Source organism: Moorella glycerini, from assembly GCF_009735625.1.
GTDB lineage: Bacteria > Bacillota > DSM-521 > Neomoorellales > Neomoorellaceae > Neomoorella > Neomoorella glycerini.
Genome location: NZ_CP046244.1, coordinates 581631 through 607308 on the forward strand (window position 1 = coordinate 581631; position 25678 = coordinate 607308).

The 25678-nt window shown below is 57.8% G+C and carries 24 protein-coding genes; 5 read left to right on the forward strand and 19 right to left on the reverse strand.

What is annotated here, in order from left to right; genetic code table 11:
* Positions 1-246: 246 nt before the first annotated feature.
* The 16 genes from MGLY_RS02800 to pcrA form a co-directional block, all read right to left on the reverse strand.
* On the reverse strand, positions 247-1542 hold the full coding sequence (locus tag MGLY_RS02800) for a threonine synthase (RefSeq protein ID WP_156271642.1): 1296 nt from the start codon (positions 1540-1542) through the stop codon (positions 247-249).
* A gap of 26 nt (positions 1543-1568) precedes the next feature.
* Positions 1569-4136: a selenium-dependent xanthine dehydrogenase gene (gene xdh / locus MGLY_RS02805; RefSeq protein ID WP_156271643.1), complete on the reverse strand. Its 2568-nt coding sequence runs from the start codon at positions 4134-4136 to the stop codon at positions 1569-1571.
* An 88-nt stretch (positions 4137-4224) separates the two neighbouring features.
* Positions 4225-5583: a PLP-dependent cysteine synthase family protein gene (locus MGLY_RS02810; protein ID WP_156271644.1), complete on the reverse strand. Its 1359-nt coding sequence runs from the start codon at positions 5581-5583 to the stop codon at positions 4225-4227.
* 146 nt (positions 5584-5729) lie between these two features.
* Positions 5730-6215, reverse strand: coding sequence for a phosphatidylglycerophosphatase A family protein (locus MGLY_RS02815; protein WP_170291183.1), 486 nt, complete (start codon positions 6213-6215; stop codon positions 5730-5732).
* 74 nt (positions 6216-6289) lie between these two features.
* On the reverse strand, positions 6290-7105 hold the full coding sequence (gene yqeB, locus MGLY_RS02820) for a selenium-dependent molybdenum cofactor biosynthesis protein YqeB (protein ID WP_156271646.1): 816 nt from the start codon (positions 7103-7105) through the stop codon (positions 6290-6292).
* Entirely contained in the window at positions 7090-8535 is a 1446-nt protein-coding gene (yqeC, locus tag MGLY_RS02825; protein WP_156271647.1) for a selenium cofactor biosynthesis protein YqeC, read from the reverse strand. The genes yqeB and yqeC overlap by 16 nt, the downstream gene beginning before the upstream one ends.
* A gap of 85 nt (positions 8536-8620) precedes the next feature.
* Positions 8621-9157 carry a cupin domain-containing protein gene (locus tag MGLY_RS02830; protein WP_156271648.1) on the reverse strand — a complete coding sequence of 179 codons (537 nt, stop codon included), beginning with the start codon at positions 9155-9157 and terminating at the stop codon, positions 8621-8623.
* Between the two features lie 7 nt (positions 9158-9164).
* Entirely contained in the window at positions 9165-9482 is a 318-nt protein-coding gene (locus tag MGLY_RS02835; protein ID WP_156271649.1) for an XdhC family protein, read from the reverse strand.
* Between the two features lie 205 nt (positions 9483-9687).
* Positions 9688-10437 carry an XdhC family protein gene (locus MGLY_RS02840; RefSeq protein ID WP_156271650.1) on the reverse strand — a complete coding sequence of 250 codons (750 nt, stop codon included), beginning with the start codon at positions 10435-10437 and terminating at the stop codon, positions 9688-9690.
* Between the two features lie 91 nt (positions 10438-10528).
* Positions 10529-11221 carry an HAD family hydrolase gene (locus MGLY_RS02845; protein ID WP_156271651.1) on the reverse strand — a complete coding sequence of 231 codons (693 nt, stop codon included), beginning with the start codon at positions 11219-11221 and terminating at the stop codon, positions 10529-10531.
* 129 nt (positions 11222-11350) lie between these two features.
* Complete coding sequence (gene gatB / locus MGLY_RS02850; protein WP_156276134.1) at positions 11351-12781, reverse strand: Asp-tRNA(Asn)/Glu-tRNA(Gln) amidotransferase subunit GatB; 1431 nt, start codon at positions 12779-12781, stop codon at positions 11351-11353.
* 1 nt (position 12782) lies between these two features.
* Positions 12783-14246 carry an Asp-tRNA(Asn)/Glu-tRNA(Gln) amidotransferase subunit GatA gene (gene gatA, locus MGLY_RS02855; RefSeq protein ID WP_156271652.1) on the reverse strand — a complete coding sequence of 488 codons (1464 nt, stop codon included), beginning with the start codon at positions 14244-14246 and terminating at the stop codon, positions 12783-12785.
* A gap of 17 nt (positions 14247-14263) precedes the next feature.
* Positions 14264-14548 (reverse strand): Asp-tRNA(Asn)/Glu-tRNA(Gln) amidotransferase subunit GatC, encoded by a 285-nt coding sequence (gene gatC / locus MGLY_RS02860; RefSeq protein ID WP_156271653.1) that lies wholly within the window; start codon positions 14546-14548, stop codon positions 14264-14266.
* Between the two features lie 249 nt (positions 14549-14797).
* Positions 14798-14995 carry a hypothetical protein gene (locus tag MGLY_RS02865; RefSeq protein ID WP_062284292.1) on the reverse strand — a complete coding sequence of 66 codons (198 nt, stop codon included), beginning with the start codon at positions 14993-14995 and terminating at the stop codon, positions 14798-14800.
* Between the two features lie 30 nt (positions 14996-15025).
* Positions 15026-17026 (reverse strand): NAD-dependent DNA ligase LigA, encoded by a 2001-nt coding sequence (ligA, locus tag MGLY_RS02870; RefSeq protein ID WP_156271654.1) that lies wholly within the window; start codon positions 17024-17026, stop codon positions 15026-15028.
* 72 nt (positions 17027-17098) lie between these two features.
* On the reverse strand, positions 17099-19252 hold the full coding sequence (pcrA, locus tag MGLY_RS02875; RefSeq protein WP_170291184.1) for a DNA helicase PcrA: 2154 nt from the start codon (positions 19250-19252) through the stop codon (positions 17099-17101).
* 186 nt (positions 19253-19438) lie between these two features.
* Here pcrA and MGLY_RS02880 point away from each other — a divergent pair, with 186 nt between their 5' ends.
* Entirely contained in the window at positions 19439-20092 is a 654-nt protein-coding gene (locus tag MGLY_RS02880) for a hypothetical protein (protein ID WP_156271656.1), read from the forward strand.
* A gap of 98 nt (positions 20093-20190) precedes the next feature.
* Here the strand turns inward: MGLY_RS02880 and MGLY_RS02885 are convergent, their stop codons facing one another.
* Complete coding sequence (locus MGLY_RS02885) at positions 20191-21414, reverse strand: DUF438 domain-containing protein (RefSeq protein WP_156271657.1); 1224 nt, start codon at positions 21412-21414, stop codon at positions 20191-20193.
* 270 nt (positions 21415-21684) lie between these two features.
* Here MGLY_RS02885 and MGLY_RS02890 point away from each other — a divergent pair, with 270 nt between their 5' ends.
* From MGLY_RS02890 to hepT, 3 genes are all read left to right on the forward strand, one after another.
* Positions 21685-22029, forward strand: a complete 345-nt coding sequence (locus tag MGLY_RS02890; protein WP_156271658.1) for a cupin domain-containing protein — start codon at positions 21685-21687, stop codon at positions 22027-22029.
* A 107-nt stretch (positions 22030-22136) separates the two neighbouring features.
* Positions 22137-22559 (forward strand): type VII toxin-antitoxin system MntA family adenylyltransferase antitoxin, encoded by a 423-nt coding sequence (mntA, locus tag MGLY_RS02895; RefSeq protein ID WP_156271659.1) that lies wholly within the window; start codon positions 22137-22139, stop codon positions 22557-22559.
* A complete protein-coding gene (gene hepT / locus MGLY_RS02900; RefSeq protein WP_156271660.1) occupies positions 22549-22971 on the forward strand; it encodes a type VII toxin-antitoxin system HepT family RNase toxin in 423 nt (140 codons plus the stop codon). Before mntA ends, hepT begins: the two co-directional genes overlap by 11 nt.
* Before the next feature lie 126 nt (positions 22972-23097).
* On the opposite strand, the gene MGLY_RS02905 is transcribed toward hepT, so the two are convergent.
* A complete protein-coding gene (locus MGLY_RS02905; RefSeq protein ID WP_156271661.1) occupies positions 23098-23331 on the reverse strand; it encodes a hypothetical protein in 234 nt (77 codons plus the stop codon).
* 47 nt (positions 23332-23378) lie between these two features.
* Positions 23379-23738, reverse strand: a complete 360-nt coding sequence (locus MGLY_RS02910) for a hypothetical protein (RefSeq protein ID WP_156271662.1) — start codon at positions 23736-23738, stop codon at positions 23379-23381.
* 652 nt (positions 23739-24390) lie between these two features.
* Between MGLY_RS02910 and MGLY_RS02915 the strand changes: the two genes are divergently transcribed.
* Entirely contained in the window at positions 24391-25377 is a 987-nt protein-coding gene (locus MGLY_RS02915; RefSeq protein ID WP_156271663.1) for an Rpn family recombination-promoting nuclease/putative transposase, read from the forward strand.
* Positions 25378-25678 lie beyond the last annotated feature (301 nt).

Genomic DNA, 25678 nt, shown 5'->3' on the forward strand with positions numbered 1-25678 from the left:
CCAAAAGTAGGGTTCTGCCAGAAATGGTGCCTTCTGGTGGGGATATGTCCCTACGCCGCTCAGAAGCTCCGCGCCGACAGAACTACGGCTCGGTTCGGACCGTTGCTCGCCGCCTGCGGATTGCCAATGAGAAGGCTTCCTGCTCCGCTGGCCTAGATCCTTCTATGAGGTCATGCAGTATTCCTCGCCAAGGCACGCTCAGGCGTCCTCGGCAGCGGCAACGGTTACCTCACCTCGCCTGTTCTGTTACCGGCGCTTCACTATTCGCGGCTCCGGGACATATCCCCACCCATAATTGGGCAATTTTAAATCCCCTAGTGCTTTATGAAGGGCCTCCAGGGAGGGTGCCACCCGGATGGGTTCCCCGGCAGCCTTGATGGCATTGGCCACGTCTTTGAGGCCATTGCCGGTTACCAGGACGACTACCCTTTCCTCCGGCTTAATAATCCCTTCCCGGACGGCTTTGATGAGGCCGGCCGTACCGGCCACCCCGGCCGGTTCACCGAAAACGCCGCTGGTCCGGCCCAGGACCCGCATGGCCGCCAGTATTTCTTCATCGCTAACATTAATCATAGTCCCGCGGGAATCACGAACGGCCCGCAGGGCCTTTTCGGGATTGCGGGGTACGCCGACGGCAATGCTGTCTGCCAGGGTATTTTCTGCCATAGGACGCACCCTGGTGCCCTCCCGGAAGGCACGGGTAATGGGGCAGCAGCCTTCGGCCTGGACCCCCAGCATCCGCGGCAGCTTCTCAATCCAGCCGGCTTTTTTCAGGTCCACCCAGGCCTTCCAGGCCCCGGCCATGGTGCAACCATCACCCACCGAGAGGACCACCCAGTCGGGTACTTCCCAGTGCAGCTGTTCGGCCACCTCCAGGCAGGCGGTCTTCTTGCCTTCCACCAGGTAGGGGTTAATGGCAGCATTGCGGTTATACCAGCCGTGTTCCTCTATGGCGGCAGCCGACAGGCGAAAAGCGTCTTCATAGGAACCCTGGACGCTGATGACCGTAGCCCCGAAGATTAAGAGCTGGGCCACCTTGCCCTGGGGCGCCCGGCCGGGGACAAAGATCACGGCCTTCAGGCCCACGGCAGCCGCTGCCCCCGCCAGGGAGGAAGCGGCATTGCCGGTGGAAGAACAGGCCACCACCCCGGCCCCTTCGGCCAGGGCCCGGGCCACAGCCACGGCCGAGGGCCGGTCCTTCAGGGAGCCAGTAGGATTAATCCCATCATCTTTGAGGTATAATTCCTTTAGACCCAGCTCGGCCCCCAGGCGGCCGGCCCGGTAGAGGGGACTCCAGCCCACCCTTAAAGGCGGCAGGGGTCCCTCCTGGGCCACCGGCAGGAAGGGGCGATAGCGCCACAGAGAAGGCTCCCTGTTGCCGGCCAGGCTTTCCTTAGAGATATACTTGTTGATATAGTCATAATCGTATTCCACGTCTAAGATACCGTCGGTTGACCCGCAGATGGGGCAGGTATAAAAGCCGGGCCGGGGTTGATAAGTCCGGCTGCAATTAATACAGCGTAACTGGGTAACGTTGCTCACGCAGGTCATCTCCTTCTTCCCACTTCTCACTTCCCACTTCTTGCATACGGCGTTCCTTCCAGGGGCAGGCTCAAGCGTAATTTGCCGTCGCGGCGGTAGTAGGCGCCGGCGACGGCCGCCGCCGTGGGAATGGTCGCCAGCTCACCAATACCCTTGGCGCCGTAGGCATAGGGAGTGCCGCCCTTTTCTATCAGGTGCACCTCCATCTGCGGTACCTGGTGACTCCGCAAGAGTCCCAGCCTGCCAAGGGCCTGGCGTACCGGGATACCGTCCCGGAGCGGGAAGTCTTCCGTCAGGGCATAACCCAGGCCCATGACAATGCCCCCCTCAATCTGGCCTTCCAGGTTTAAGGGGTTAATAGCCCGGCCCACATCATAGGCAGCCACTACTTTAGCCACCCGGCCCTCCTCATCCAGGATTACTACCTGGGTGGCATAGCTGTAGCCGACATGGGTTATGGGGTGCTCCTTGGTTGAATTAACCGGATCAGTGGCGCCGTAGAATTCCCCCTGGAAAACCTCGCCCTCCAGGTCGGCAAGGGAATGGTCTTTTAAAGCTCCCGCCAGGGCTACCGCCGCCCGGCGGGTTGCTTCCCCGGTAAAGAGGCTCTGGCGGGAAGCCGTCGTGCAGCCAGCGTCGGGAGTGAGGGCCGTATCGGCAAGCACACAGTCAATCAGCGTTGCCGGCAGGCCGGTTGTCTCGGCAACAATCTGGATGAGAACCGCCTCCAGCCCCTGGCCCATGCAGGCCGCCCCGGAGTAGATCTTCACCCGTCCCCCGGCAACTGCCAGGTTGGCCCGGCCGACATCCCGGGTACCAACGCCGAGGCCGACATTTTTAAAGCCGCAGGCTATCCCGGCGCAGGGGCTGCTTTCAAAGGCTTTCTTGACGGCCAGCAGGGTATCTTTCAGGCCGATGTCGGCACTGACTACCTGCCTGGTGCCCAGGGTGTCGCCCGGTTCCAGGGCGTTCTGCCAGCGGATCTGCCAGGGGGAAAGGCCGGTAGCAGTTGCCAGGAGGTTCAGCTGGCTCTCCATGGCAAAGTTGGACTGGGGCACCCCAAAACCGCGGAAAGCCCCGGCCGGCGGGTTATTGGTATAGACGGCCCGGCCGCGGATGGTAACGTGGGGGATGCGGTAGGGGCCGGTAGCGTGGGTGCAGGCCCGCTCCAGCACCTGGGCCCCCAGGGAGGCATAGGCGCCGGTATCGGCCACCAGGTCGGCCACCAGGGCCACCAGCTTACCTTCCGCATCACAGCCGGTCGTCATGGTTATGGTCATGGCATGGCGCTTGGGATGGCAGAGGATGCTTTCCCGGCGGGTCCAGGTCAGCTTTACCGGCCTCTGCGTTACCCAGGCCAGCAGGGCGGCATGGTGCTGCACGCTCAGGTCCTCTTTGCCGCCAAAACCACCGCCGACACACTTGTTGACCACCCGGACCTTTTGTGGCGGCAGGTTGAGCAGGGAAACCAGCTGGGTATGGACCTCATACACGCCCTGGGTGCTGGTGTAGACCGTCAGGCCGCCGTCCTCCGGTACCGCCAGGGCACTCTCCGGCTCCAGGAAAGCGTGTTCCGTAAAGGGCGTGGTATAAGTATTGGTTACCACGTGGGCGCAGGACTTTAAGGCTGCCTCAGCGTCGCCTTTTTTGACTACCGTTTCGCTTAATAAATTACCTTTGGGGTGCAGGGCCGGCGCCCCCGGCGCCAGGGAGTCTTGGGGCGAAGTCAGGGGGGGCAATTCTTCATAATCAACTTTAATATAGTCCAGTGCCGCCCGGGCTTGCCGGCTGCTTCTGGCCGCCACCAGGGCCAGGGCATCGCCGGTATAGCGGGTTTCCTCACCTACCGCCACCAGGGCCGGCCAGTCTTTAAAGATATGCCCCTGATAGCGCTCTCCCGGGATATCGCCGGCGGTGAGGACGGCCACTACCCCGGGCTGTTCCTTAGCAGCTGTGACATCAATGGCCTTGACCTTCGCCCGGGCACAGGGCAGGCGAAAAACGGCACCGTAAAGCATGCCGGGTACCTGCATGTCGTCGACAAAGACGGCTTCGCCCAGGACCTTGGCCGGGGCATCGGGCCGGAAAAAGGCTTTACCCATACCGGGCGGGTCACCTGCCCAGGGCTCAATCTCGCCCCTTAAAGCGCGGCCGGCCAGGCGCACGGCGGCAATAATCTTCTGGTAACCGGTGCAACGGCAGAGGTGGGTCTTGAAGGCCTGGCGGATTTCGTCTTCACCCGGGTCCGGCTGCCGGTCGAGGAGGGCTTTGGCTTCCATGACCATCCCCGGTGTGCAGAAGCCGCACTGCACGGCCCCGGCCGCCGTAAAGGCGAAAGTATAAATCTCCTTTTCCCGCGGGCTCAAGCCCTCAACGGTAATGATCTCCTGGCCGGCGGCCCTGGTGACCGGCGTCCGGCAGGCCCGGACCGCCTTGTCCCCCAGGAGCACGGTGCAGGCGCCGCAGGTACCCTCGCCACAACCGTTTTTGGCTCCCGTCAGCCGTAGATCCTCCCGTAACACTTCCAGCAAGGTAGCGTCCGGGTGAACATCAACCACCCGCCGCCGGCCATTAACCTGCAATTCCAGACGCATGCCGTTCCCCCCGTTAGCTGATTTTACTGGCAGCAGTTCGCCAGCAACTTTGCCAGGTGCAGTTCCCCTGGCTGTGGGGCCCGGGGAATCAACGCATCTCTTTTATTTTAGCGTCGTAATACTCAATTTTAGCGTACTCGTCATCCCAGAAAGAGGGGCTCTTCATAGCATCAAGGTATTCTCTGGTATACCCAAAGGGCAGCCAGTCTTTCTCCTTCTGCTGGAAGAGCCGCTCCTTGGCTTCCGGCCTGCGGGTGTCCATAATATAATGGGTATGGGCCTTGAGGAAGATATCTTTAAACCAGCGTTCCAGGACAAAGTCCTCAATTTCCAGGGTCCGCTGGGCCAGGTTCTCCAGCACGGAAGGATAGCGGTCAAAACCGTCGGTAGCAATGGTCACCACGTTATCGCCGGGCCCCAGCCGTAAGAATTTGGCCATCTTAATGGCACCCAGGATGTTGCAAATGCCGGAAGGACCGAAGTTATCGCGTAAGGCCAGGGCATCGGCTTCTTTCACACCATTCTTGATCAGGACTTCAGTGCCATCCTGGAGGACCTTCAAGCCGCGGACGGTATCTTCATCGTGGATGAGGACAATAAAGTCGGTATTGAGGACGTTGTGGATGAGGGTGCACATCTTGTCGCCGATACCTTCAATGCGGTGCTGGCCGCGGCCCCCGTTATAGAGGGTGGAACACTCATAGGGCTCCAGGGCCGCCACTTTACATTCCGGGAAAGCCTTCTTAATCTGGTCGCCGGCACCCAGCGTCCCCGCCGAACCGGGAGCAGAAGTAAAGCAGGCGATACGGCCATTACCGATACCCCGGACGGCCTCAATGGCGGCATTGCCGGTCACGTGGCGGTGGAAGCGGTAGTTGGGCAGCAATTCAAACTGGGCCAGGGCAAAGTTCCTGGGGTCCTTTTTCAGTTCATAGGTGCGCTGCAAGGTTAAAATAACGTCGGACTCCGTGCCCGGAGTGAGGTCCAGCTCGCCGCCGTACTTGCGGATGCGTTCATAACGTTCCTTGCTCATGTTATCGGGCATAATGACTACCGCCCGGAAGCCCAGGAGTTTGCAGATATAGGCCACGCCGATGCCGAAATTGCCCGTTGAGGGTCCCAGGATGGTATGTTCACCGGGCTTGATGACGCCGTCAACGCAGCCTTCAATCAAGGTAGCGTAAGCCGGTCCCACCTTGTGGGAACCGGAAGGGAAGCCCCGGCCCAGGAGGACGACGATATTGGCGTCCACCCCCGTTACCTCCGGGGGCAGGACCATTTTCCGCACCTGGTTGTTTGCGTCTTTCCAGGTGATGTTGAAGAGGTTAATGGGGTCCAGCTCATCCTCCTTGAGGGCTTTTAAGGCCCGCAGCCTTATTGCCGGGTCAATTTGCGCCGGGTCGCACATCTCCGTGAAGGTCGGGCCAAAGGGAATTTTACCCGCCATATGGATCCCTCCAGTTAAATGTAATGTTACTGAGTGCTAAAAACTTCACCCACACTTATTGTATAGTTCGACGTGGAAAAAATAAACCCTCCTTTTCTAGCTAAAAAAGGAGGGTTTTATTTTATCGATTTTTATCTTTTTCAACCTTACTTCAGCAGCCCGTCCCGGTCGCGGTGGGCCAGGCGGGAGGAGGCGGCAGCGGCGATGGCCGCCACCAGGTCGTCGAGGAAGGTGTTGACCTTCTCGTTTTTCTTGCTGTTGACCACACCGATAATGCCCGGCTTGACCTTGTCCAGGTAACCGAAGTTGGTAAAACCGATGGAGCCATAAATATTGACGATGCTCAAGGCCATGACCTCGTCAATGCCGTAGAGGCCGTCATCATTACGCAGCATGGTAGCCAGGGGCTCGGCCAGTTGCCCCTTTTCGGCCAGCTCATCAATGGCTATGCCGGTAAAGACGGCATTCTGGACCTCCCGCTTTTCCAGTACCCGCTCAACGCTCTCGCGGCAGGCGGCCATGGTCAGGTTGCGGATATACTTTTGCTGGACTTCATATACCAGGCGGGCAATATCTTCTAATGTTACCCCCCGCCGTTCCAGCCAGGCTATGACTAGCTGCTTGAGCAACAGGGAACCGGCATATTGATTCTCCTTTGGTTGCGCCACACTCACTTCTTCTGTCCCCCTTGCTATAAGAAGTAACCCTATTCTAACATAAGTTTATTTTCCGGGGAAGGGGTGAGGTGCAAGATAGCCTCCAAAACCCCGCCGGCGATGGCCCGGGCTTTATCGGAAATGGTGAAACAGTAATCCCGTTCACCGCGGGGGTCGATGTCGCCAACCTTCATTCGTATGGTGACTTCCAGCTCATCATGAAGAATCCCCCGCAACACCCCGCTTATCCTCGCTGCTATGGGCACGCCGTCAACCATGGCCACCGTTTCGCCGGCAGTCACCGGGTCGCCGATGGCCTTGCAACCCATAAATATACCATCTGCCGGCGCCCTTAAGACCCTTTCTTCGGTATAGCCCATGACTTCACCCGGGATACCGGTATTGGGGAGGGCTTCCCCCTGCCAGATGACCCGGCCGAGATAATGGCCGCGCCTGGTTTCCACTACAGCATGGGCATCCCGGCCAGCCGTAAAGCCCGGTCCCAGGGCAATGACAATGGGAGCCAGATCTGTATTTGTCCCCAAGTTGGTCTTGGCCAGGATGGCATCCACGACTATTGGTGGCCGGAGGGCCGTAATAACTTCGGCCCGGGGATCCACCAGGACGGCAATTTCCCCCTGCAGGGCTTTCGTTAAGGCCTCCTCAGGGCCGGTCACCAGGCGGGCCGTAACCCCCTCGACAGTAATGGTGCCGCTATAAACCGCTTCCGCAAAGGCCACGGCCCGCCGGATCACCGTGGGCCGGGCTATCTCCGTCATGATTACCGGAAAACCTGCTTGATGGAGACGGTGGGCCACCCCGCTGGCCAGGTCCCCCGCCCCTTTGATGACTACCAGATGCCGCACTTTCCAGCCCCTCCCCTTTTTTCCTCCAGCCAGGCCTGGTAATCGCTGGGGGTATCGATATCTTTTACAATGCCCGGGCAGTCAACTGCCACCGTTAAAACTTCTTCCGGGTGAGCCCGGATAATCTCCCTGGCCCCCACATCCCCCTGCAGGGCCAGGATTTCCGGCCAGAGGGCACGGTCAATGAGGACCGGATTGCCCCGCCGTCCCTGGTAAACGGGAGCAATAATTTTTTTCCCTTCCTGCCGGTAAGCTCCGGCCAGTTTGGTTATGACTTCCGGCGTAACTCCCGGCTGGTCGGCCAGGACAAAAAGGGCGGCCCGGCTTTCCGGCCCGAGGGCTGCCAGCCCGGCCTGCAGGGAGGTGCTCAGGCCCCGGCGGTAGCCGGGGTTGTAAGCTATATTGACCGCCAAACCCCCCAGGGCGGCAGCAACCCTGCCGGCCTCATGACCCAGGACCACGACGACATTCCCCGGTACGGCTGCCAGGGCTGTTGCTACCGCCCGGCGTACCATGGGCTGGCCGGCGATGGATAGTAGTTGCTTGTCACCGCCATAACGCTCCCCGGCCCCGGCGGCCAGGACAATAACTCCCACCGGTCCGGGAGGGACTGCTTGCCTCAGGAGTACCTGGCGCACCGGCGCCGGGGTGGCCACCGCGCCCAGGACAACCCTATTAATTGTCCTGGTACCCCCGGTAAACGAAATGGCCGTTACATCCGTGATAACACCGTCATCCCCGGCAGCCAGGATCGCCCCGGCTATCTCCCGGCCGGCCTGCAGGGCGGTATAACTTTCCGCCTGGTTGAGCAAAACCACCCACCGCGCCGCCGGCGGTACCCCCTTGCGCCCGCCGTGAGGATGGGCCAGGAGCCGGGCCACATCATGCGCTGTCACCAGGGAGCCTTCTTCTCGTCCCAGCAACCCTGCCGCCAGCCGGGGGCGGTGGACGAAGGGGAGAGACAGGGGCCGCCCCAGCACCGGCAGGCCGGCTACCGTTACCACCAGGGTTGTCACCGGCGGGATGACCGGCTCATGCCCCGCCGGGGCCTTGAGGAGGGCGCCGGCGGCCCCATCGCCCTCGAGGAGCAGATAATCAATATCGAGATCTGCCAGCGCAGCTACGCCTGCCGCGTCCAGGCCCGCAACCTTGCCCTGGTCAGTAATCCCGGACCCGCAGGTGACCAGGTTCTCCCTTTTTAGACCAGCTGCCACACCTGCTGCCAGGCTGGCGGTATCGCGAGTAATAACCGGTTCCGCCAGTTGCCGGAGCTGGCTTAAAAGCATTTTTGTGGTCGGGGCAACAACCACCCGGTGCCCCACGGCTGCCAGTTCGCGGGCCAGACAAATAAGGGCCGAGGTTTTACCCCCTGCCCCTACAACAGTAATGATCTCTTTGGCCTGCAACCCCAGGGCCTGGTATAAGCGCATTTAAAAAATCCCCCGCAAAGAGCACTTTGCCTAACCGATATTTTCCATAATACACCGCTAAGGGCGCCAGCCCCCATAAAGGACGCTAGAACTGGGGTGGCGTAATGGCCGAAATAAAGACCAGGTCTTCGTCACCAACACTCCACAGCTTGTGGGGGATGGAGGCGTAATAGTAGATGCTATCCCCCGCTTCCAACCGGTAGACTTCCCCCCCGATGTCGATTTCCATAATCCCCTCCAGGACGACAATGCATTCTTCCCCCGGGTGCGCCAGGGGCTCGTCACAGCTGGCCGCTCCCGGCTCCAGGCGGGCCATCATCACTTCCATCTTACGGTTTAAATCCGGTGACAAGAGCTCATAGGTCAAATGGGACTGGGGAAAGCGCAGCACCTTCCGCTGGTCTTTCCGGACTACCGGGCTGTGGTCTTCATGGTTTAACAAAAAATAAAAAATGGGGATATCCAGGGCCTCAGCAATTTTGCGTAAAGAGGTAATAGACGGGTCGGCCAGGTCCCGTTCCACCTGGCTTAAAAAACTGGAAGTGAGGCCCGTCTTTTCCGCTACATCCTTGAGGCTCATGCCCCGCTCCCGGCGCAGGTGGCGAATCTTTTCTCCAAGCACTATATTTTTACCCTCCCAACGGTTCAATAAATACGTCCATAACCCCGCCACAGACCATGCCTTCCTCAGCTGCCGTATCGGCGGTGAGATCCAGGTGGTAGATTTCCGGCACGCCTGTTTCCATGACCAGTAACGCCCGCTGGCGAATGGCCGCCTCGGCACAGCCACCGCCGGTGGTACCCACTGTTTCCCCACCGGCCCTGATCAGCATCCGGGTGCCCGCTTCCCTGGGGGCTGAACCCCTGACCTGGATAATGGTGGCCATGGCACAGGGTTCACCTCGCTCCATCAAGGCAACCGCCCGCCGGATAAGTTCCCGGTCCATGACTTTATCTCCCCCGCTTAAGGTTACTGAAATCGTTAGTAATAATTACAACATAATTAACCCTTTTTCCTGCTTCGCCGGCAGATTCTCGCTTTTTTTCTTTTATTTTTACCCTGAATACCTGGAAAAACTACCATGTCCGAGGAGAAAAACCGCCCCTGACGGTTAAAGGCGGTTTTCATACTACGGTTCTCCAGGCCGGCTTTCAGGCTCTACGCCGGTAAACCCGGATAATCTCCGCCAGGATACTGACGGCAATTTCCGCCGGCGTTTCGGCACCGATATCCAGGCCGATGGGGGCATGGATTCGCTCCAGGGCCGCTTCTCGTACCCCTTCGGCGAGCAGGCGCTCTTTAACGCCCCGGACGCGCCGCCGGCTACCAATCATGCCGATATAGGCCGCCGGGGAATCGATTACGGCCCGCAGGCAGTCATAATCATAGCGGTGGCCCCGGGTGACGATGACAATAAAAGTGGCGGGAGTGATCTTGATATCCTGCAGGGCCGCCATAAAATTATTACAAATAATTCGATCGGCGGTTGGGAAAAGGGCTTGATTGGCAAAGTCCGGGCGATCGTCGATGACCGTCACCAGGTAACCGGCCAGCTTGGCCAGCGCAGCAACCTGCTGGCCGACATGGCCGCCACCCAGGACGATAACTTCCGGTTCGGGGAGCACCGGTTCCAGGAAAAGGGAGACGCTGACCCCTTCCAGCTCCAGGGTCTCCAGCCTGGGCCGGCGCCCGGCTAAAACCTCCCCGGCCCGTTCGGCTACAACGGCATCCAGATTTGCTGCTCCCAGGCTGCCGTAATGACCATCCGGAGTCCAGAGGAAACGGTTGCCAGGCGCCACCCCCGGCAGGCCCGCTTCTGTTTTGACTACCATAACTGCCACTCCCGGCTCCTGCCCCTCCAGGGCCGCCAGCAACTGCCGGAAAAAGGCCAGTTTACCCACGGCTGCTCTCCTTCCTCCGAATTACCCAAACTTTTGGCAGGCCTCTTACTCCAACTCCTAAAAACATTTCCCCGCTTTCCATGGACTATCGTCAGCCGCCATGGGAGACAGGGCCGCAAATATTAACCGCAGCTAAATTACCATCCAGGCAAAAATCTACCAATTCCGCCATGGTATTTACGACGGCGTCCGGCCGGACGGCCAGGAGTCGTTCCCGGGGAATCTTGCTCCAGGTGGCAGCCACACTGGTAACTCCAGCCGCCCTGGCCGCCAGGATGTCGTGGGGGCTGTCGCCGATCATGGCTACTTCAGCCGGGGCAAGCTCTAAAAGCTCGACGCCGCGCCGGACCGGCTCCGGGCCTGGCTTGTGGCTGCGCACGTCTTCCATGGTAACCACCACCGGGAAGAAATCTTCCAGGTCGAAAAGGCGCAGGCCATAGAGGGTGGTATCCCGCACGCGGGAAGTAACTATACCAAGCTTGATACCTGCTGCCCGGAGCTGTTCCAGGCCTTCCCGCACCCCCGGGCAGGGCTGCACCAGGTTATCGAAATGTTCCTCGCTAAAGCGGCGGTAAACGGGAAGCATCTCTTCTACCAGATCGGGTTTACCGGGTACAAAGGCTGCCAGGCCGTCCCGCAGGGGGATGCCAAAATAAGGGTAAATTTCTTCCGGGGCTACCATCCGGCCCAGGTATGGCGCCAGGGTATGCTGGAAGGACTTGATCACCAGCTCGGAGGTATCCACCAGGGTGCCGTCAAAATCAAACAATACGCCGGAAAGCAAAGCTACATCCCCCTTTTTCCCCATACCCTGTCCGACTATCCAATACCCACCTTCGCTTCCAGCCGGCTAATACGGCTCCCCCTACCTTCCTGCTGACCAGGATATATTTGCTGTCATTGTGGCTAAAATCTACAGCCGTTCCTTCAGCAGCCGGTTCACCAGGCCGGGGTTGGCCTTGCCTTTGGTGACCTTCATCACCTGGCCCACCAGGAAGCCCAGGGCCTTGTCTTTGCCGTTGCGGTAATCCTCAACCACGCCCGGATTGGCGGCCAGGACTTCCTCGACGATTTGCGCCAGGGCGGCCGCATCGCTGATCTGGACCAGGCCCTTCTCCTGGACCACCTGGCGCGCCCCTTTACCGGTGGCAAACATCTCTTCCAGGACCTGCTTGGCTATCTTGCCGCTGATGGTCCCTTCCTTTTGCAGCTGCAGCAGGGCCGCCATTTCTTCCGGTGGTACGGGAGATTGCCGTGGTTCCAGGTTGCCGGCATTTAAAAGGCGCAAGAAATCGCCCATGATCCAGTTGCTGACGGTCTTAGCGTCGGGATATAGGGCCACCACCCGGTCAAAATAATCGGCGAGATCCCGGGAGCTGGTAATCACCCCGGCATCGTAGGCCGGCAGGCCATAATCGTCAATCAAGCGCCGGCAACGGGCGTCGGGCAGCTCCGGCAGTTCCCGGCGCACCCGCTCGATCCAGGCGGCGTCAATCTCTAAGGGCACCAGGTCGGGGTCGGGGAAATAGCGGTAATCCTGGGCCTCTTCCTTGGTGCGCATGACATACGTCACGCCGCGATTCTCATCCCAGGCCATGGTCGCCTGCTCCACCCGGCCACCGCCTTCCAGGATGGCAACCTGGCGCTCAATCTCATACTCCAGGGCCCGCTGCAGGGAGCGGAAGGAGTTCAGATTCTTCACTTCCGTCTTGGTACCAAAGGCCTGGCTGCCCCGGGGCCGTACCGACACATTGGCATCACAGCGTAACGACCCTTCCTCCATCTTGCAGTCGGACACGTCCAGGTACTGGAGGATGGCCCGCAATTTTTCCATGTAGGCCCGGGCTTCGGCCGGCGAGCGCAGGTCCGGCTCGGAGACGATCTCCAGCAGGGGTACCCCCGTCCGGTTGTAGTCCACCAGGGAGTAGCCGCCGTCGGGGCCGTCGACGTGGATCAGCTTGCCGGCGTCTTCTTCCATATGCACCCTGGTGATGCCGATGACCCGTTCTTCGCCGTCAACGGTTATCTTTAAATGGCCCCCCCTGGCCAGGGGCAGGTCGTACTGGGATATCTGGTAGTTTTTGGGCAGATCCGGGTAATAGTAATTCTTGCGGTCAAACTTGCAGAATGGCGCCACCTGGCAGTTTAACGCCAGGGCCGTCTTCAGGCCGAACTCCACCACCTGCCGATTAATGACCGGCAGCACCCCGGGCAGCCCCAGGCAGACGGGGCAGACATGGGTGTTGGGTTCACCGCCAAAGGCCGTGGTACAGCCGCAGAAAGCCTTGGCATTGGTTTTCAGCTCCACATGGACTTCCAGGCCGATTACTGCTTCGTATTCCACTTCAAGCCACTCCCAGCTCCGGCCGCCGCCGGTGGTATTCGGTTGTTTGTTCAAAGGCGTAGGCTACCCGCAGCAGGGTTGCCTCATCAAAGGCTTTACCAATTAACTGCAGGCCAACGGGCAGGCCCTGGCTAAACCCGCAGGGCAGGGAGAGGGCCGGCAGCCCGGCCATGTTGATGGGGATGGTGCACAGGTCGGACAGGTACATGGCCAGGGGGTCCCCCGCCTTTTCTCCCAGGCGAAAGGCCACCGTCGGCGCAGTCGGCGTCGCCAGGAGGTCATATTTAGCAAAGGCGGCTTCAAAGTCCCGGCGGATCAGGGTCCTGACCTTCAGGGCTTTGAGGTAATAAGCGTCGTAGTAGCCCGAACTCAGGGCGTAGGTGCCCAGCATAATACGCCGCTTTACCTCCGGCCCAAAGCCCTGGCTCCTGGTATTCATATACATTGCAATGATGTCCTTGCCCGGCACCCTGAGACCGTAACCGACGCCGTCATAACGGGCCAGGTTGGAGGAAGCCTCCGCCGGGGCCACCAGGTAGTAGGCCGGCAGGGCGTATTCCGTATGGGGCAGGGAAGTTTCTTCGCAAACGGCCCCCATTTCCTCCAGCCTGGCAATGGCCCGGCGGACAACCGTCTCTACCTCCGGTTCCATGCCGGCGCCAAAATACTCCCGCGGTACACCTATTTTTAAACCTTTAATTTCAGGTCGCAGGGCCGCCCGGTAATCAGGTACCGGCAGGTCGGCCGAGGTGGAATCAGATGGATCATGACCGGCAATAACCCCCAGGACCAGGGCGCAGTCGGTGACATCCCGGGTAATGGGGCCGATCTGGTCCAGGGATGAGGCAAAGGCCACCAGGCCATAGCGTGACACCCGTCCATAGGTCGGCTTCATACCGACGACGCCGCAGAAGGAGGCCGGCTGGCGGATGGAGCCGCCGGTATCGGACCCCAGGGCATAACAGGCTTCCCCGGCGGCCACGGCCGCTACCGAACCGCCGCTGGACCCGCCCGGTACCCGCTCCAGGTCCCAGGGATTACGGGTCGGGAAAAAACCGGAGTTTTCCGTCGAGGAGCCCATGGCAAATTCGTCCATGTTGAGTTTGCCCAGCATTACCGCCCCGGCCGCTTTAAGGCGCCGGACCACGGTAGCGTCATAGGGCGGCACCCAGCCGGCCAGCATCCGTGAAGCGCAGGTTGTCCGTATCCCTTCCGTGCAGAGGTTGTCCTTCAGGGCCATGGGCACGCCGGCCAGGGGCCCCGGTTTCTCCCCCCGGGCGCGGGCCGCATCAATGGCTTTAGCCTGCTCAAAAGCCTGTTCGGCCGTCCGGGTTAGATAAGCCTGCACCCGGCCGTCTACGGCCTCGATGCGGTCGATAATGGCTTCGGTAACCTCTACCGCGCTGACCTCGCGGCGCTGTAAAAGATCGCCCAGTTCGTGGGCGGTTAAATAGTGTAAATCCATCTCCCTAACCTCCCGGCCTAAACTACCCGCGGTACTTTAAATTGCCCTTCACTGGCTGCCGGTGCCCCGGCCAGGGCTCTCTCCCGGGGTAGCCCGGGCCGCGCTACATCATCGCGGAATACATTGCGTAAGGGTAGAACATGGGCCGTGGGCTCCACGTCCGTGGTGTCCAGGGCGTTCAATTTATCCATATATTCCAGGATGGCATTTAGCTGCTCGGTGTAGGCTACCTTCTCCTCAGGAGATAGCTTCAGGCGGGCCAGCAAAGCTACGTGCTCGACCTCAGCAGTGCTAATGGGCATACTTTAACCCACCTTTCCGGTGTACTTCTGCCTAATTATAGCAAAAGGGTTGGCTACCGGCAACGTTTACCGGGGTAACTCATATAAATCTTCTCGCCGCCAGCTCCGTTTTCCTTCAACCGGGCCCTGTTTGATTCGTATCTGGATAAATCTTTTCTCTTCAACCCAGGCCCTGGTATCCCTTGGTTCACCTTGATGAGTATTGCCTGGTTTTTCAAGTATCATTAGTTGTATCCCCTGCCCCCTTACCTAACGCCAGGTGAAGTGGGCGCCCCCGAAAAGGATGCCGGCAATAAGCAACAGGCGCAGGGCTTGCCAGAAGGTAATCCTTTTCAAGTTAAATACTTCGGGCATGGTGATGTTCCAGAGCCACTGGAACAAGCCGGTTACGGCGAAAAACAGGGCCACCAGGAAAGGTAATACGGCAAAAATCCTTACCGGTAACATTTTATCAACCCCCAATCTTTAGGCCAATCGTTACTGGCGCAATAGTCGCCTCAACCCCTCTACGTCAATTATCGGCACTCCCAGTTCCCGGGCGCGGGTGTACTTGGAACCCGGCTTTTCGCCGGCCACCAGGTAATCGGTCTTTTTGCTCACGCTGCTGCTGACCTTGCCCCCGGCGCGGGTAATCAGCTCTTCTGCCTCCTGGCGGGTCAGGCCCGGCAGGGTGCCGGTGATGACAAAGGTCTTGCCGCTTAAAGGCCCGGCCGGAGCCGCTGCTCTTTCAGCTTCCATCCGTACCCCGGCTTTTTTCAGCTTCTCCAGGACGGCCAGATTCCTGGGCTCGGCAAAAAATTCCCGGATACTCTCAGCAATACGGGGGCCTATATCGGGCAGGGAGGTCAATTCCTCCTCCGAGGCCGCGATTAGCTTCTCCAGAGAGCCGAAGTGGCCGGCCAGGACCCGCGCCGCCCGCTCGCCCACATGGCGAATGCCCAGGCCAAAGAGCAGGCGTTCCAGGGGCCTGTCCTTGGCTGCGGCAATGGCCGCAATGAGGTTGCTGGCCGACTGCTCGGCGAAACGCTCCAGTTTTAGCAGGTCTTCCTTCTTCAAGTAGTAGAGATCGGCCGCATCATGGATGAGGCCGGCCTCCAGGAGCTGGGCGACGATGGCCGGCCCCAGGCCCTGGATGTCCATAGCCCCCCGGGAGGCAAAATGGATGATCCCTTCCAGGACCTGGGCCGGGCAGGCCAGGCCCCCGGTGCAGCGGTGGGCCGCTTCCCCCGGCGGGCGGACTACTGCCGCGCCGCAGGCCGGGCACTTCTCCGGCATGGTAAATATCTCTTCCGACCCGGTACGCCGTTCCGGCAGGACCTCCACCACTTCCGGGATGATGTCGCCGGCCTTCTGGATAACCACCGTGTCGCCGATGCGGATGTCCTTTTCCTGGATGTAGTCTTCATTATGCAAGGTAGCCCGGCTGACGGTAGTCCCGGCCAGGCGCACCGGTGTTAAGATAGCCGTTGGTGTCAGGACTCCCGTGCGCCCTACCCGGAGGATAATCCCTTCCACCCGGGTCGTCGCCTGCTCGGCCGGAAATTTATAAGCCACGGCCCAGCGCGGCGCTTTGGCCGTCGCTCCCAGGACAGGGTACAGGGCCAGGTCATTAACCTTGATCACCAGGCCGTCAATCTCATAGGGTAAGGCCGCGCGGCGCTCCGGTGTCCAGGCCTTTACTTCTGCCAGCACAGCCTGGATGTCCCGGGCTAAGAAGCGGTAAGGGTTGACGGGCAGTCCTAGTCCGGCCATCAACTCCAGGGCTTCTGCCTGGGTAGTAACCTGTGCCCCGTTGACGCTGATCACCTGGTAGACAAAAAGGCTTAAATTGCGGCCGGCCGTTACTTTGGGGTCCAGCTGGCGCAGAGAACCGGCGGCAGCATTGCGGGGGTTGGCAAAGAGGGGTTCGCCGGCCTCTTCTCTTTCGGCGTTCAGGCGGGCAAAGGCTGCCTTGGGCATGTAAACTTCCCCTCGCACTACCAGCTGGGGCAGGGGTTGCCGTAAGCGCAGGGGGAGCACAGGGATGGTCCGGAGATTCGCCGTCACTTCTTCCCCTACCTGGCCGTCACCGCGGGTGGCCCCCAGGCTAAAAGCCCCGTCAATATAGGTGAGGGCCACCGTCAGGCCGTCTATTTTAGGCTCGATAAGGTAGGATACCTCACCGCCGGTTATTTCCCGCACGCGGCGGTCGAAATCCAGCAAATCGCCCTCATTAAAGGCGTCATTTAAACTCAATAAAACTCCGGGGTGCCGGACGGGATTGAAGTCCTCCCGGGGCGCGCCGCCTACCCGCTGGCTTGGGGAATCCGGCGTCAGGAGTTCCGGGTAGGCCTCTTCCAGGGCTATTAATTCCTGCATCAGGGCGTCGTATTCCCGGTCGCTGATTACCGGCTGGTCGAGGACATAGTAGCGGTAGTTGTGTTCTTCGATCAGGCGCCGCAGTTCTTCAACCCTCTGCCGGGCCGCAGCCAGATCCATACTATCTCCCCTTTATACGAAAATCGCCAGGCTGATATTCATGCCCCCTGGCAACAGGAGACCCACAGGGTTCTACACCTTCCTAACGGGAGCGTACCGGACCATAAGTTGCTTGATCCCTCTTTCGGGGAAGGCCACGCTGATAACAGTATCCTCACCTTCGCCACTGATTTTTACAACAACCCCGAGACCAAAACTATTATGCTGGACTTTATCCCCCAGTTGCCAGTCAAACTGGACCCCGCGAGCTATCCCGGCCCCGGGCCGGCCCTGCTGGCGGCCGGTGATACCGCCCCCGGAAGCTGGGAGGCCGGCCTGTCCATCCCGGGCGATTAAATCAGGCGGTATTTCCGCCAGGAAACGGGAAGGAGGGTTGCTCATGGTATTGCCGTAAAGGTTGCGGGTCCAGGCATGGGTAAGGTAGAGGACTTCCTTCGCCCTGGTCATGCCCACATAGCAGAGGCGGCGTTCTTCTTCCATCTCCTCCGGGTCCTCCAGGGAGCGAAAATGGGGGAAGACCCCTTCTTCCAGGCCCGCCAGGAAGACCACCGGGAACTCCAGGCCCTTGGCCGTATGCATGGTCATAAAGACCACGGCGTTACCGCCGCTGTAGGTATCGCTTTCAGCCACCAGGGCCACCTGGGCCAGGAAATCGGCCAGCTCAGGCTTCTCACTACCCTGGTCATAATTCCTGGTAACCGTCAGGAACTCCTTTAAGTTTTCCAGCCGCGCCTGGGCTTCCGGCGTTTTTTCCGCTTCTAACTCGGCCTGGTAACCGGTTTCCCGTAAAATGGCGGTCACCATGGCCGTTATTGTTAAGTTTTCCTGCTGTTGCCGCAGGTTATCCAGGAGGGTTATCATTTCCTGCAAGGCCTGACGGCCCTTAGCAGGTATGCCGGGGATGCACTCCACCTGTTGCAGGGCCCGGTAAAGGCTAAAGCCCCTGCTGGCAGCGAAAGCCTCCAGCCGGGCCAGGGAGGTTTCGCCGATGCCCCGCCGCGGGACATTGATAATCCTCAAGAGGCTCGTGGCATCATGGGGGTTGGCTATCACCCTTAAGTAGGCCAGGATGTCCTTGATCTCTTTCCGCTGGTAGAATTTCAGGCCGCCGACGATTTCATAGGGAATACCCGCCTGGAGAAAGGCCTCTTCTAAAGCCCGCGACTGGGCATGGGTACGGTAGAGGACGGCAAAATCGCTGAAGGGCCGGCTTTCCTGGCTGTGGCGGCGGTAAATTTCAGCAGCAATATAATTACCTTCGTCGCGTTCATCGCCGGCGCTGTAGAGGTGCAGCAGTTCCCCTTCCCGCCGCCGCGTCCAGAGGCGCTTGTCCTTGCGGCCCACATTATGCTGGATAACGGCATTGGCCGCCTTGAGGATGGGCTGGGTGGAGCGGTAATTCTCTTCCAGGAGGATTACCCGGGCATTGGGAAAATCCTCTTCAAAGGCCAGGATATTGCCGATGTCGGCCCCGCGCCAGCCGTAAATGCCCTGGTCCGGGTCGCCGACAACGCAGAGGTTTTTACCATTGCCGGCCAGCAGGCGCACCAGGACATACTGGGCATGGTTGGTGTCCTGGTACTCGTCCACCAGGATATGCTGCCAGCGCTGCTGGTAGTAGCGTAAAATCAGGGGGTTATGCTGCCACAGGGCCACCGTCTGCATGATGAGGTCATCAAAATCCATGGCATTAGCGGCTTTAAGCCTCTCCTGGTAGCGGCGGTAGATAGTGCCCTGCTGCTGTTCTTTTACAGTTGCGCTCCAGCCGAGGTATTGTTCGGGTGCCTGCAAGGAGTTTTTAGCATTGCTGATAACATGGGCTACCGAGCGGGGCGGGAACTTTTTCTCATCCAGGTTTAATTCCTTTAAAACCTCGCGAATGACAGCCTGCTGGTCGTCGGTGTCGTAGATGGTGAAATTGGGCCGGTAACCCAGCAGGTGGGCATCGCGCCTTAAAATGCGAACACAGGCCGAGTGGAAGGTGCTGACCTGGAGGCCCCGGGCCGCGTTACCCACCAACCCCTCCAGGCGTTCCTTCATTTCCTGGGCCGCTTTATTGGTAAAGGTCACCGCCAGGATATTTTCCGGAGCCACCCCTTCCTGGATCAGGGAGGCCACCCGGTAGGTCAAAACCCTGGTTTTGCCGCTCCCGGCACCGGCCAGGACCAGGAGGGGCGCACCGCGATGGCTGACAGCTTCTTGCTGGGGCTTGTTAAGTAAAGTCATAAAGTCTACCAAGATCTTCACACTCCCAAACATTACTTATATTCGCCCCGATAGATAAAAAACCTGCTTATAGAAATTAACCGGGCACCAGCAAACGTTGCCGTTAAGAGCAAGAGGGGACGGTCATTCCCAACCGTGAGAAGGCTGCATATAATGCAAGAGATACAAAATTGTGAGGTGAACAAGGTGCTTTACAGGGATCCCCAAAAATTAGCTACCCGCCTGCATCCTACCCGGGAAGATCCAATTACCATCGCCCTGGACGGACTGACAGGAGAACACCCGGATGGCGATGTGGCGGCAGTGTCCCCGCTTCTGCCGGAAACCGGCGCTACCCCGGGCATCCTGGCTATCGGCCGGCCTTACGGCGGCAACGATATTGCCAATCCCGGCGCGCCGGAGGGGAGTAACCCAGATTCTGCCACCGCAGCCGAGCCATCCCGGGATCAATCCCCGCCCCAAAGCCAGCCCCTGACCCTGGCCGCCCACAGCCAGGCCCTCTTCCGGGAAGCTATTTTAAACGGCAGCGTTAACCAGGTCCTGGCCGAGCTGCGGGTCTGGATCGAGAAAATCCGGGCTTTTTTGATGTATGCCGATACCGGTATCGAGACGGCCGGAAACATTGTTAACATCGCCAAAGGTACCCTGGAAAAAGAGCTGGGCCTGGCTCCAGCCGCCAGTACCACCAGCACCACTTCTATGCAGCTACCGGCTTCATCCTTACAATTAGTGTGGAACCTCATTCGCACCCCGGAATTCCAGCAGTTTACCGGCCGGATGCTGGCCCAGGTCCTGAAAATGGGCCTCAACCCGCCCCCGCAAGGAGAAAGCTCTGGCTAGAGCCAGAGCTTTTCCCTTAACTCCTGGTATTCAACTTGAGCCAACCCGCTGTCTATATCCCACAGTCAAATCTTTGCTGCCCTGCCCTTATTGCCATCCTACCAGTTCAGCAGGCGCTTTTCTCCTTCCAGGGCGCGGATGCCTGTCACGTCCTGGGTAACCTCCACCACGCCCCGGTAGCGGCCCTCAGCGTCGCGCACGGCGAAATAACGAATATGGATGAAACGGCCGTTCATGGTCAGCCAGAATTCAGCCTCACTCCTGGTACCGTCCCGGAATTCGGCCAGAATCTTCTCCACCACATGGACGCTGGCCGGGGGGTGGCAGTTTTGCACTTTACGGCCGATGATGGCCGGGCTGCGGGTAAAGATGCGGTGCTTACCGGCGGAATAATAGCGGACAAGGTCATTCTCATCAACAAAGGTGACATCTACAGGTAAATGGGTGAGGAGCAGGTCAACCTGCTCCGGGGTCAACCTGCCGGTAGCTAACTCCATTGCCCTTGCCGGGTCTTCTTTTTCCTGCCCTTCCGGGACAGCCCCGCCCGCCGGGCGCGGCCGCCACTCGTTCCCGGGAGAAACTAGGGCGTAACCTATTTCCTCTTCACCCCGGCGTACCTCAACCCAGTCGGAGGGCGTAAGTTTTTCCAGGGCCATGGGGAAGAGGATGTTTTCTTCCTTATTAATCATTTCCACTATAGCCGTGAGCAGTTCGTTTCCCTGGTTGATAACAGTAGCCAGATCATCTTCATCCACGGCACGGGTTACCTTTTTCAACATATCCCGGATGTCGTCGTGGAGCTGCCACATGACCTTGGGCGGGCCGTATACTCCCCGCCGTTCCAGCAGCGGAAACAGCTGGTGCTCCTTGCGGAGGTAATGCTTGTCGATTTCCGCCAGGCGGGCCAGGTCTTTTTTAATTTCTTCTTTCAGCTGCCGGAAAACTTCCCGGCCTTCCTTATCACCAGCCTTAATTTGCCCCAGCAGCTTCTTCAGGGCTTCAACCACGCCGCGGATGGCCTCGTTCTCCAGGCGGAAGGTATGGATGGGGTGGCCGGGCGGGGTGGGATCATGGTGTTGTTCGGCCAGGGATTCCTTAAACAGGGCGACGTGAACATCACATAAGCGCTTTATCTCCTCTTCCGGCATGCCCTCGGCAATGAGCTGGCTTTCCAGGGCCGCGATTTCACCCGGGCTGACGTTACGGATCAGCCGGGCAAAGCGTTGTTTCAGTTCTTCTAGGTCTTTACCGGCATGTAAATCCCGGATAATCCCCTTTAAAATTTCCTGGCGCTCTTCCCGGGCATCCAGCAGTTCACTCATAACTATTCCCTCCTGGCTTTTAGAATGGCTGTCCTTTACCAAACGAACGGTAACCCGGCACGTCTCTACCGCCGGGAGCACCGCCGGGCAGCCGGCGGTTAGTTAAAGATTTCCCTCTCCAACCGTCGTTATTCCTTCGGGCAACCTACCCGCCGTAAATTTACCCCCAGGCATTGTTCCTGTTTTTTGCTTACTTGCTTATTTAATGGTATAATAAACCAGGACAAACAAATATGCAAGCAAATTATCGAGATTAGGGGGAGCTTTAAAATGGCGCACCATGAAGGCAACGGCGGGGGAAGCCTCATAGGCCGGGCGGTAGATTTAAGGGAATTGACGGGTTACCAGGAAGGAGCCGTCGTCAGCCGGACCATTATCGATAAAAAGACCGGTACGGTAACGTTATTCGCCTTCGCTGAAGGACAGGGCCTGAGTGAGCACACGGCGCCCTACGACGCCCTGGTGCACGTACTGGAGGGTGAAGTGGAAATTACCATCGCCGGCAACCCCATACGGGTTAAAGAAGGGGAGGCCGTGATCATGCCCGCCCACCAGCCCCATGCCCTGCGGGCGCTAACAAACTTCAAGATGGTCCTGACCATGATCCGGTCCTGAGTGAATCCTACAAAAAATTTCCCCATAATGACTACCGAAGTCAATATGGCGGCTCTCTGTGGTATAATCCTCATATACCATCACTATCTATGAGGGTCGGAGCAAGGATGCAGGAGAAAAAATTTTCATCAACCCTTAAACCTATATTTGCCTCATTTCCGGATGTCATAGCCGTATATTTATTCGGCTCATATTTAAACGAGCCTGAGCGGGCGCGGGATGTGGACCTGGCACTTCTTCTCAAGAAACCGGTAAGCGGCATATCTTACCATTTTATGCATCTTTATTCAAAGCTGGGAGAAATTTTTTCGCCCCTTGAAGTGGACCTGCTCTTTTTAAATTTTGCACCCGTACCTATAGCTTTTGAAGTGATTAATACCGGCGAGGTTATTTATTGTACTAATGAGGAGCGCCGGACAGACTTTGAATACGTTATTTCCGGTTTATATCTTGACTATAATTACCATCTACACCAGGGCAGGCGGGAATTATATGAAACAATAAGGGAGGCTTCATCCCTTGTTCAATGAGGAATTAATAGCCGCAAGGCTGGGTATTATTCAAAGCGCTATAAGAAGGTTGCAGCTCCTGGCGCGCCTGCCACGGGAACAATTCCTGCAAGACGAAGATGCTGTGGATATTGCCGAGAACAGGTTGCGCCGGGCCCTGGAAGCATTGTTTGACCTGGGCCGGCACCTGGTGGTAAAATCAGGCCTGGGCGTCCCCCAGGACTATCGGGCGATAATCGAAAAGCTGAAGGACGGGCAAATACTACCCGCAGATTTTGCCCGCCAGATTATGGGCATGGCCGGCTACCGCAATCGTCTTGTCCATGAATACAACAAGGTGACACCGGAAGAACTATATGAAATTCTGCAAACCCGCCTGGGGGACTTTACGCTGTTCTGTCAACATATTGTGAATTACCTGGAGAGGCGCTAACAAAGCAATCGGGTTACCTAGCATTGATGATGCGGACCTGCAAGAACCCTGTAAAAAATATCCGCCATAATGACGCCTAAAGTCATTATGGCGGCCCCCTGTCCCTCCGGCTCGCTATGTTTCTCATTACCCAAGTCTACTTCTCTTCTTGCCCGTCTTTTTCGGATAGATAGATTGCATCAACTCATAATCCGCCGCAGAGATAAGCCAGAAATCAGCCGCAATGTGTAAAATGGCCTCTAAAAACGCCTGCTCTCCAGTTCCTTCTTTATCGTAAAGGCGGGCCAGCGTTCTTGCCGTTTCGTAGTCATGACGCCGCCAGCGGTGGCCCCAGGCAAAACGCCTGATTTCCTCATCCATAAAACGGTGAATAAAGGCTAAAGGCTCCACTCCCAGGAAAAGCCTGCTTATGTTAAAGTGCTCCCGGAAGCCGGTGCCCCATTTACTGATTTTCCCTCGGCAAGCATCCGATTTGTTATGCCTTCAAATAGTTCGCCGATCTCCTGTTCCCCATATTTGTCCTGCAACTGCTGGAACTTCTGGAGCACTTTCGCATAGGCATGGCCCCATACCTTCCAGTTTTCATTTATGGCCTTGATCTCCAGCCCGGACTTTTCGTCTTTTGCCTGCTCGACCAGGGTCACCATCTCCTCCTTCTGCAGGAGATTGGTCGGTTTCAAGTTCAGGAGGGCATTCAAATCCCTTTCCAGTATCTGGCTCAGGGCTTGCGAGCGCAAAATCGCCGTCCTTAAAACTTCCTCTTGCATCCGTTTCTTCCTCCTTAATTAATTCAGCATATTTTTTCCAGGCAAGCTTTCTTTCGCGGTAAGGCAGACATTTATATTCCCGCCACTGATAGGCCCGGTACCTTAAAGGAACCTGGCGATAGGAGCGCCTGTTCAAACGAAAAACACGACGCCCCAGGGCTTTGAGTTGCAAATCATCACCCCTCCCAAGGGAACCCTCTACCACCACGTCCTACTAGATGGATCTTTCGACATTGCAGCTTAAATTCCTCTCTTCTTCCTCCTATGTTTTGACACTTTTTCCCCTGCTTCGATTTCCTGGCTACGACAGCCCTATAGATAATGCTTCCCCGTCTTCCTTCTAGTGCCGGGGACATCTATCCCGGCAAGCAGGATGTTAAATTGATGTTAAATTATACTTAATACTCTATCCCCCCTATTCCTGCGCTTTTCCTCCACATCAACTCCGCTTTTGTGCCTGTTTTCGCAATTAAATATAGTTTAACTTTTTTCTGCTGCCCCTCTATCATGGCATGATTATCGTCAGCAGGTCCTCTAAAAAAGGTATCCAGCCTAACTTCCTGATATAAGCGTTTTCTGCCTCTAAACCCGCTCACCCAATGGTAACAGGGTTTACAGTATGATATAATTACATCTGGAAGAAGGTGTTCTTGTGCCGGAAAACGAAGAACAGCCTCGTTCTCCCCACCACCCCCACGACAAGGGTTACCGGCAGCTCCTGGCCGACAAAAGGGTGTTCCTGGAACTCTTAAAGACCTTCGTCCGGGAAGAATGGGTGGAAGCCATTGACGCAAATGAACTTATCCTGGTGAATAAGTCCTATGTCCTCCAGGATTTCAGCGAGAAAGAAGCCGATATCGTCTACCGGCTTAAGACCAGGGATAAAAACGTCATCTTTTACGTTCTACTGGAGCTGCAGTCGACGGTAGATTACCTGATACCTTTCCGGCTGCTGCTCTATATGGTCGAGATCTGGAGGGAGATCTACAACAACACCCCGCAGCACGAGCGGGAGAGCAAGCATTTTCACCTGCCACCCATCGTCCCGGCGGTGCTCTACAATGGGGCTAACAACTGGACAGCGCCCAGCACCTTCAAAGAAATGCTAGACAGTTACCAGGATTTCAGCGGGCATCTCCTGGACTTTCGCTACTTGCTGTTTGATGTCAACCGTTACAGCGAAGAAGAGCTTATCAAGGCGGCCAATCTGATCGCTGGGGTCTTCCTTTTGGACCAGAAGATGCAGCCAGAAGACCTGGCTAGACGGCTACAGAAACTGGCAGGGATCTTAAAGCGCCTCACGCATGATGAGTTCCGCCATTTCACGACCTGGCTGAAGAACGTCGTCAAGCCCAGAATGCCTGAAGATTTTAGGGAAAAGGTTGACCGCATCCTGGACGCAAGCAATCCTTGGGAGGTGGAACGGATGATTTACAACCTGGAAATAACCCTGGAAGAGATGCAGCAGCAGGCCTTATTGAAAGGCAAGATGGAAGGTAAGATGGAAGGTAAGATGGAAGGTAAGATGGAAGTAGCGAAAAATATGTTGTTGCTGGGCATAGAAATGGAGACGATTGCCCGCGCAACAGGGCTTGCTCCGGACGAGATCGCCACGCTTAAAAAGCAGATGGAGCAGTGACCCCTGCTGCCCATATAGGCCCTCCTCATCCCTTGGGTGGGCCTTATCCTTCCCGTATGCGTTCTGCGGCGTTAATCTTATCCATACCATGACCCGGAATAAATACACGGCTATCATTACCAGGGCCACGGGGCTTACCCTGGAAGAGATAAACGCCCTGCGAAGGCAACTGGAACATTGAACTTGCCCTGGGTTTTGGCTATTTAAACCGCGCTTCTACCATTGTAGCTTTAAAAAGGGGATAGGCATTTCCCTATCCCCTTCCTGCATTGTCATTTAGCACACTATCATCCTTAAAACT

What these genes read in the sequence shown, in the direction of transcription:
- MGLY_RS02890 (WP_156271658.1), top strand. Translation starts at nt 21,685, where the DNA reads ATGGCGCACCATGAAGGCAACGGCGGGGGAAGCCTCATAGGCCGGGCG.
- yqeC (WP_156271647.1), bottom strand. Translation starts at nt 8,535, where the DNA reads ATGCGCTTATACCAGGCCCTGGGGTTGCAGGCCAAAGAGATCATTACT.
- MGLY_RS02810 (WP_156271644.1), bottom strand. Translation starts at nt 5,583, where the DNA reads ATGGCGGGTAAAATTCCCTTTGGCCCGACCTTCACGGAGATGTGCGAC.
- gatA (WP_156271652.1), bottom strand. Translation starts at nt 14,246, where the DNA reads ATGGATTTACACTATTTAACCGCCCACGAACTGGGCGATCTTTTACAG.
- MGLY_RS02910 (WP_156271662.1), bottom strand. Translation starts at nt 23,738, where the DNA reads ATGCAAGAGGAAGTTTTAAGGACGGCGATTTTGCGCTCGCAAGCCCTG.
- MGLY_RS02885 (WP_156271657.1), bottom strand. Translation starts at nt 21,414, where the DNA reads ATGAGTGAACTGCTGGATGCCCGGGAAGAGCGCCAGGAAATTTTAAAG.
- gatC (WP_156271653.1), bottom strand. Translation starts at nt 14,548, where the DNA reads ATGCCCATTAGCACTGCTGAGGTCGAGCACGTAGCTTTGCTGGCCCGC.
- xdh (WP_156271643.1), bottom strand. Translation starts at nt 4,136, where the DNA reads ATGCGTCTGGAATTGCAGGTTAATGGCCGGCGGCGGGTGGTTGATGTT.
- pcrA (WP_170291184.1), bottom strand. Translation starts at nt 19,252, where the DNA reads ATGACTTTACTTAACAAGCCCCAGCAAGAAGCTGTCAGCCATCGCGGT.
- MGLY_RS02865 (WP_062284292.1), bottom strand. Translation starts at nt 14,995, where the DNA reads ATGTTACCGGTAAGGATTTTTGCCGTATTACCTTTCCTGGTGGCCCTG.
- mntA (WP_156271659.1), top strand. Translation starts at nt 22,137, where the DNA reads ATGCAGGAGAAAAAATTTTCATCAACCCTTAAACCTATATTTGCCTCA.
- MGLY_RS02835 (WP_156271649.1), bottom strand. Translation starts at nt 9,482, where the DNA reads ATGGACCGGGAACTTATCCGGCGGGCGGTTGCCTTGATGGAGCGAGGT.
- ligA (WP_156271654.1), bottom strand. Translation starts at nt 17,026, where the DNA reads ATGGATCTGGCTGCGGCCCGGCAGAGGGTTGAAGAACTGCGGCGCCTG.
- MGLY_RS02905 (WP_156271661.1), bottom strand. Translation starts at nt 23,331, where the DNA reads ATGGATGAGGAAATCAGGCGTTTTGCCTGGGGCCACCGCTGGCGGCGT.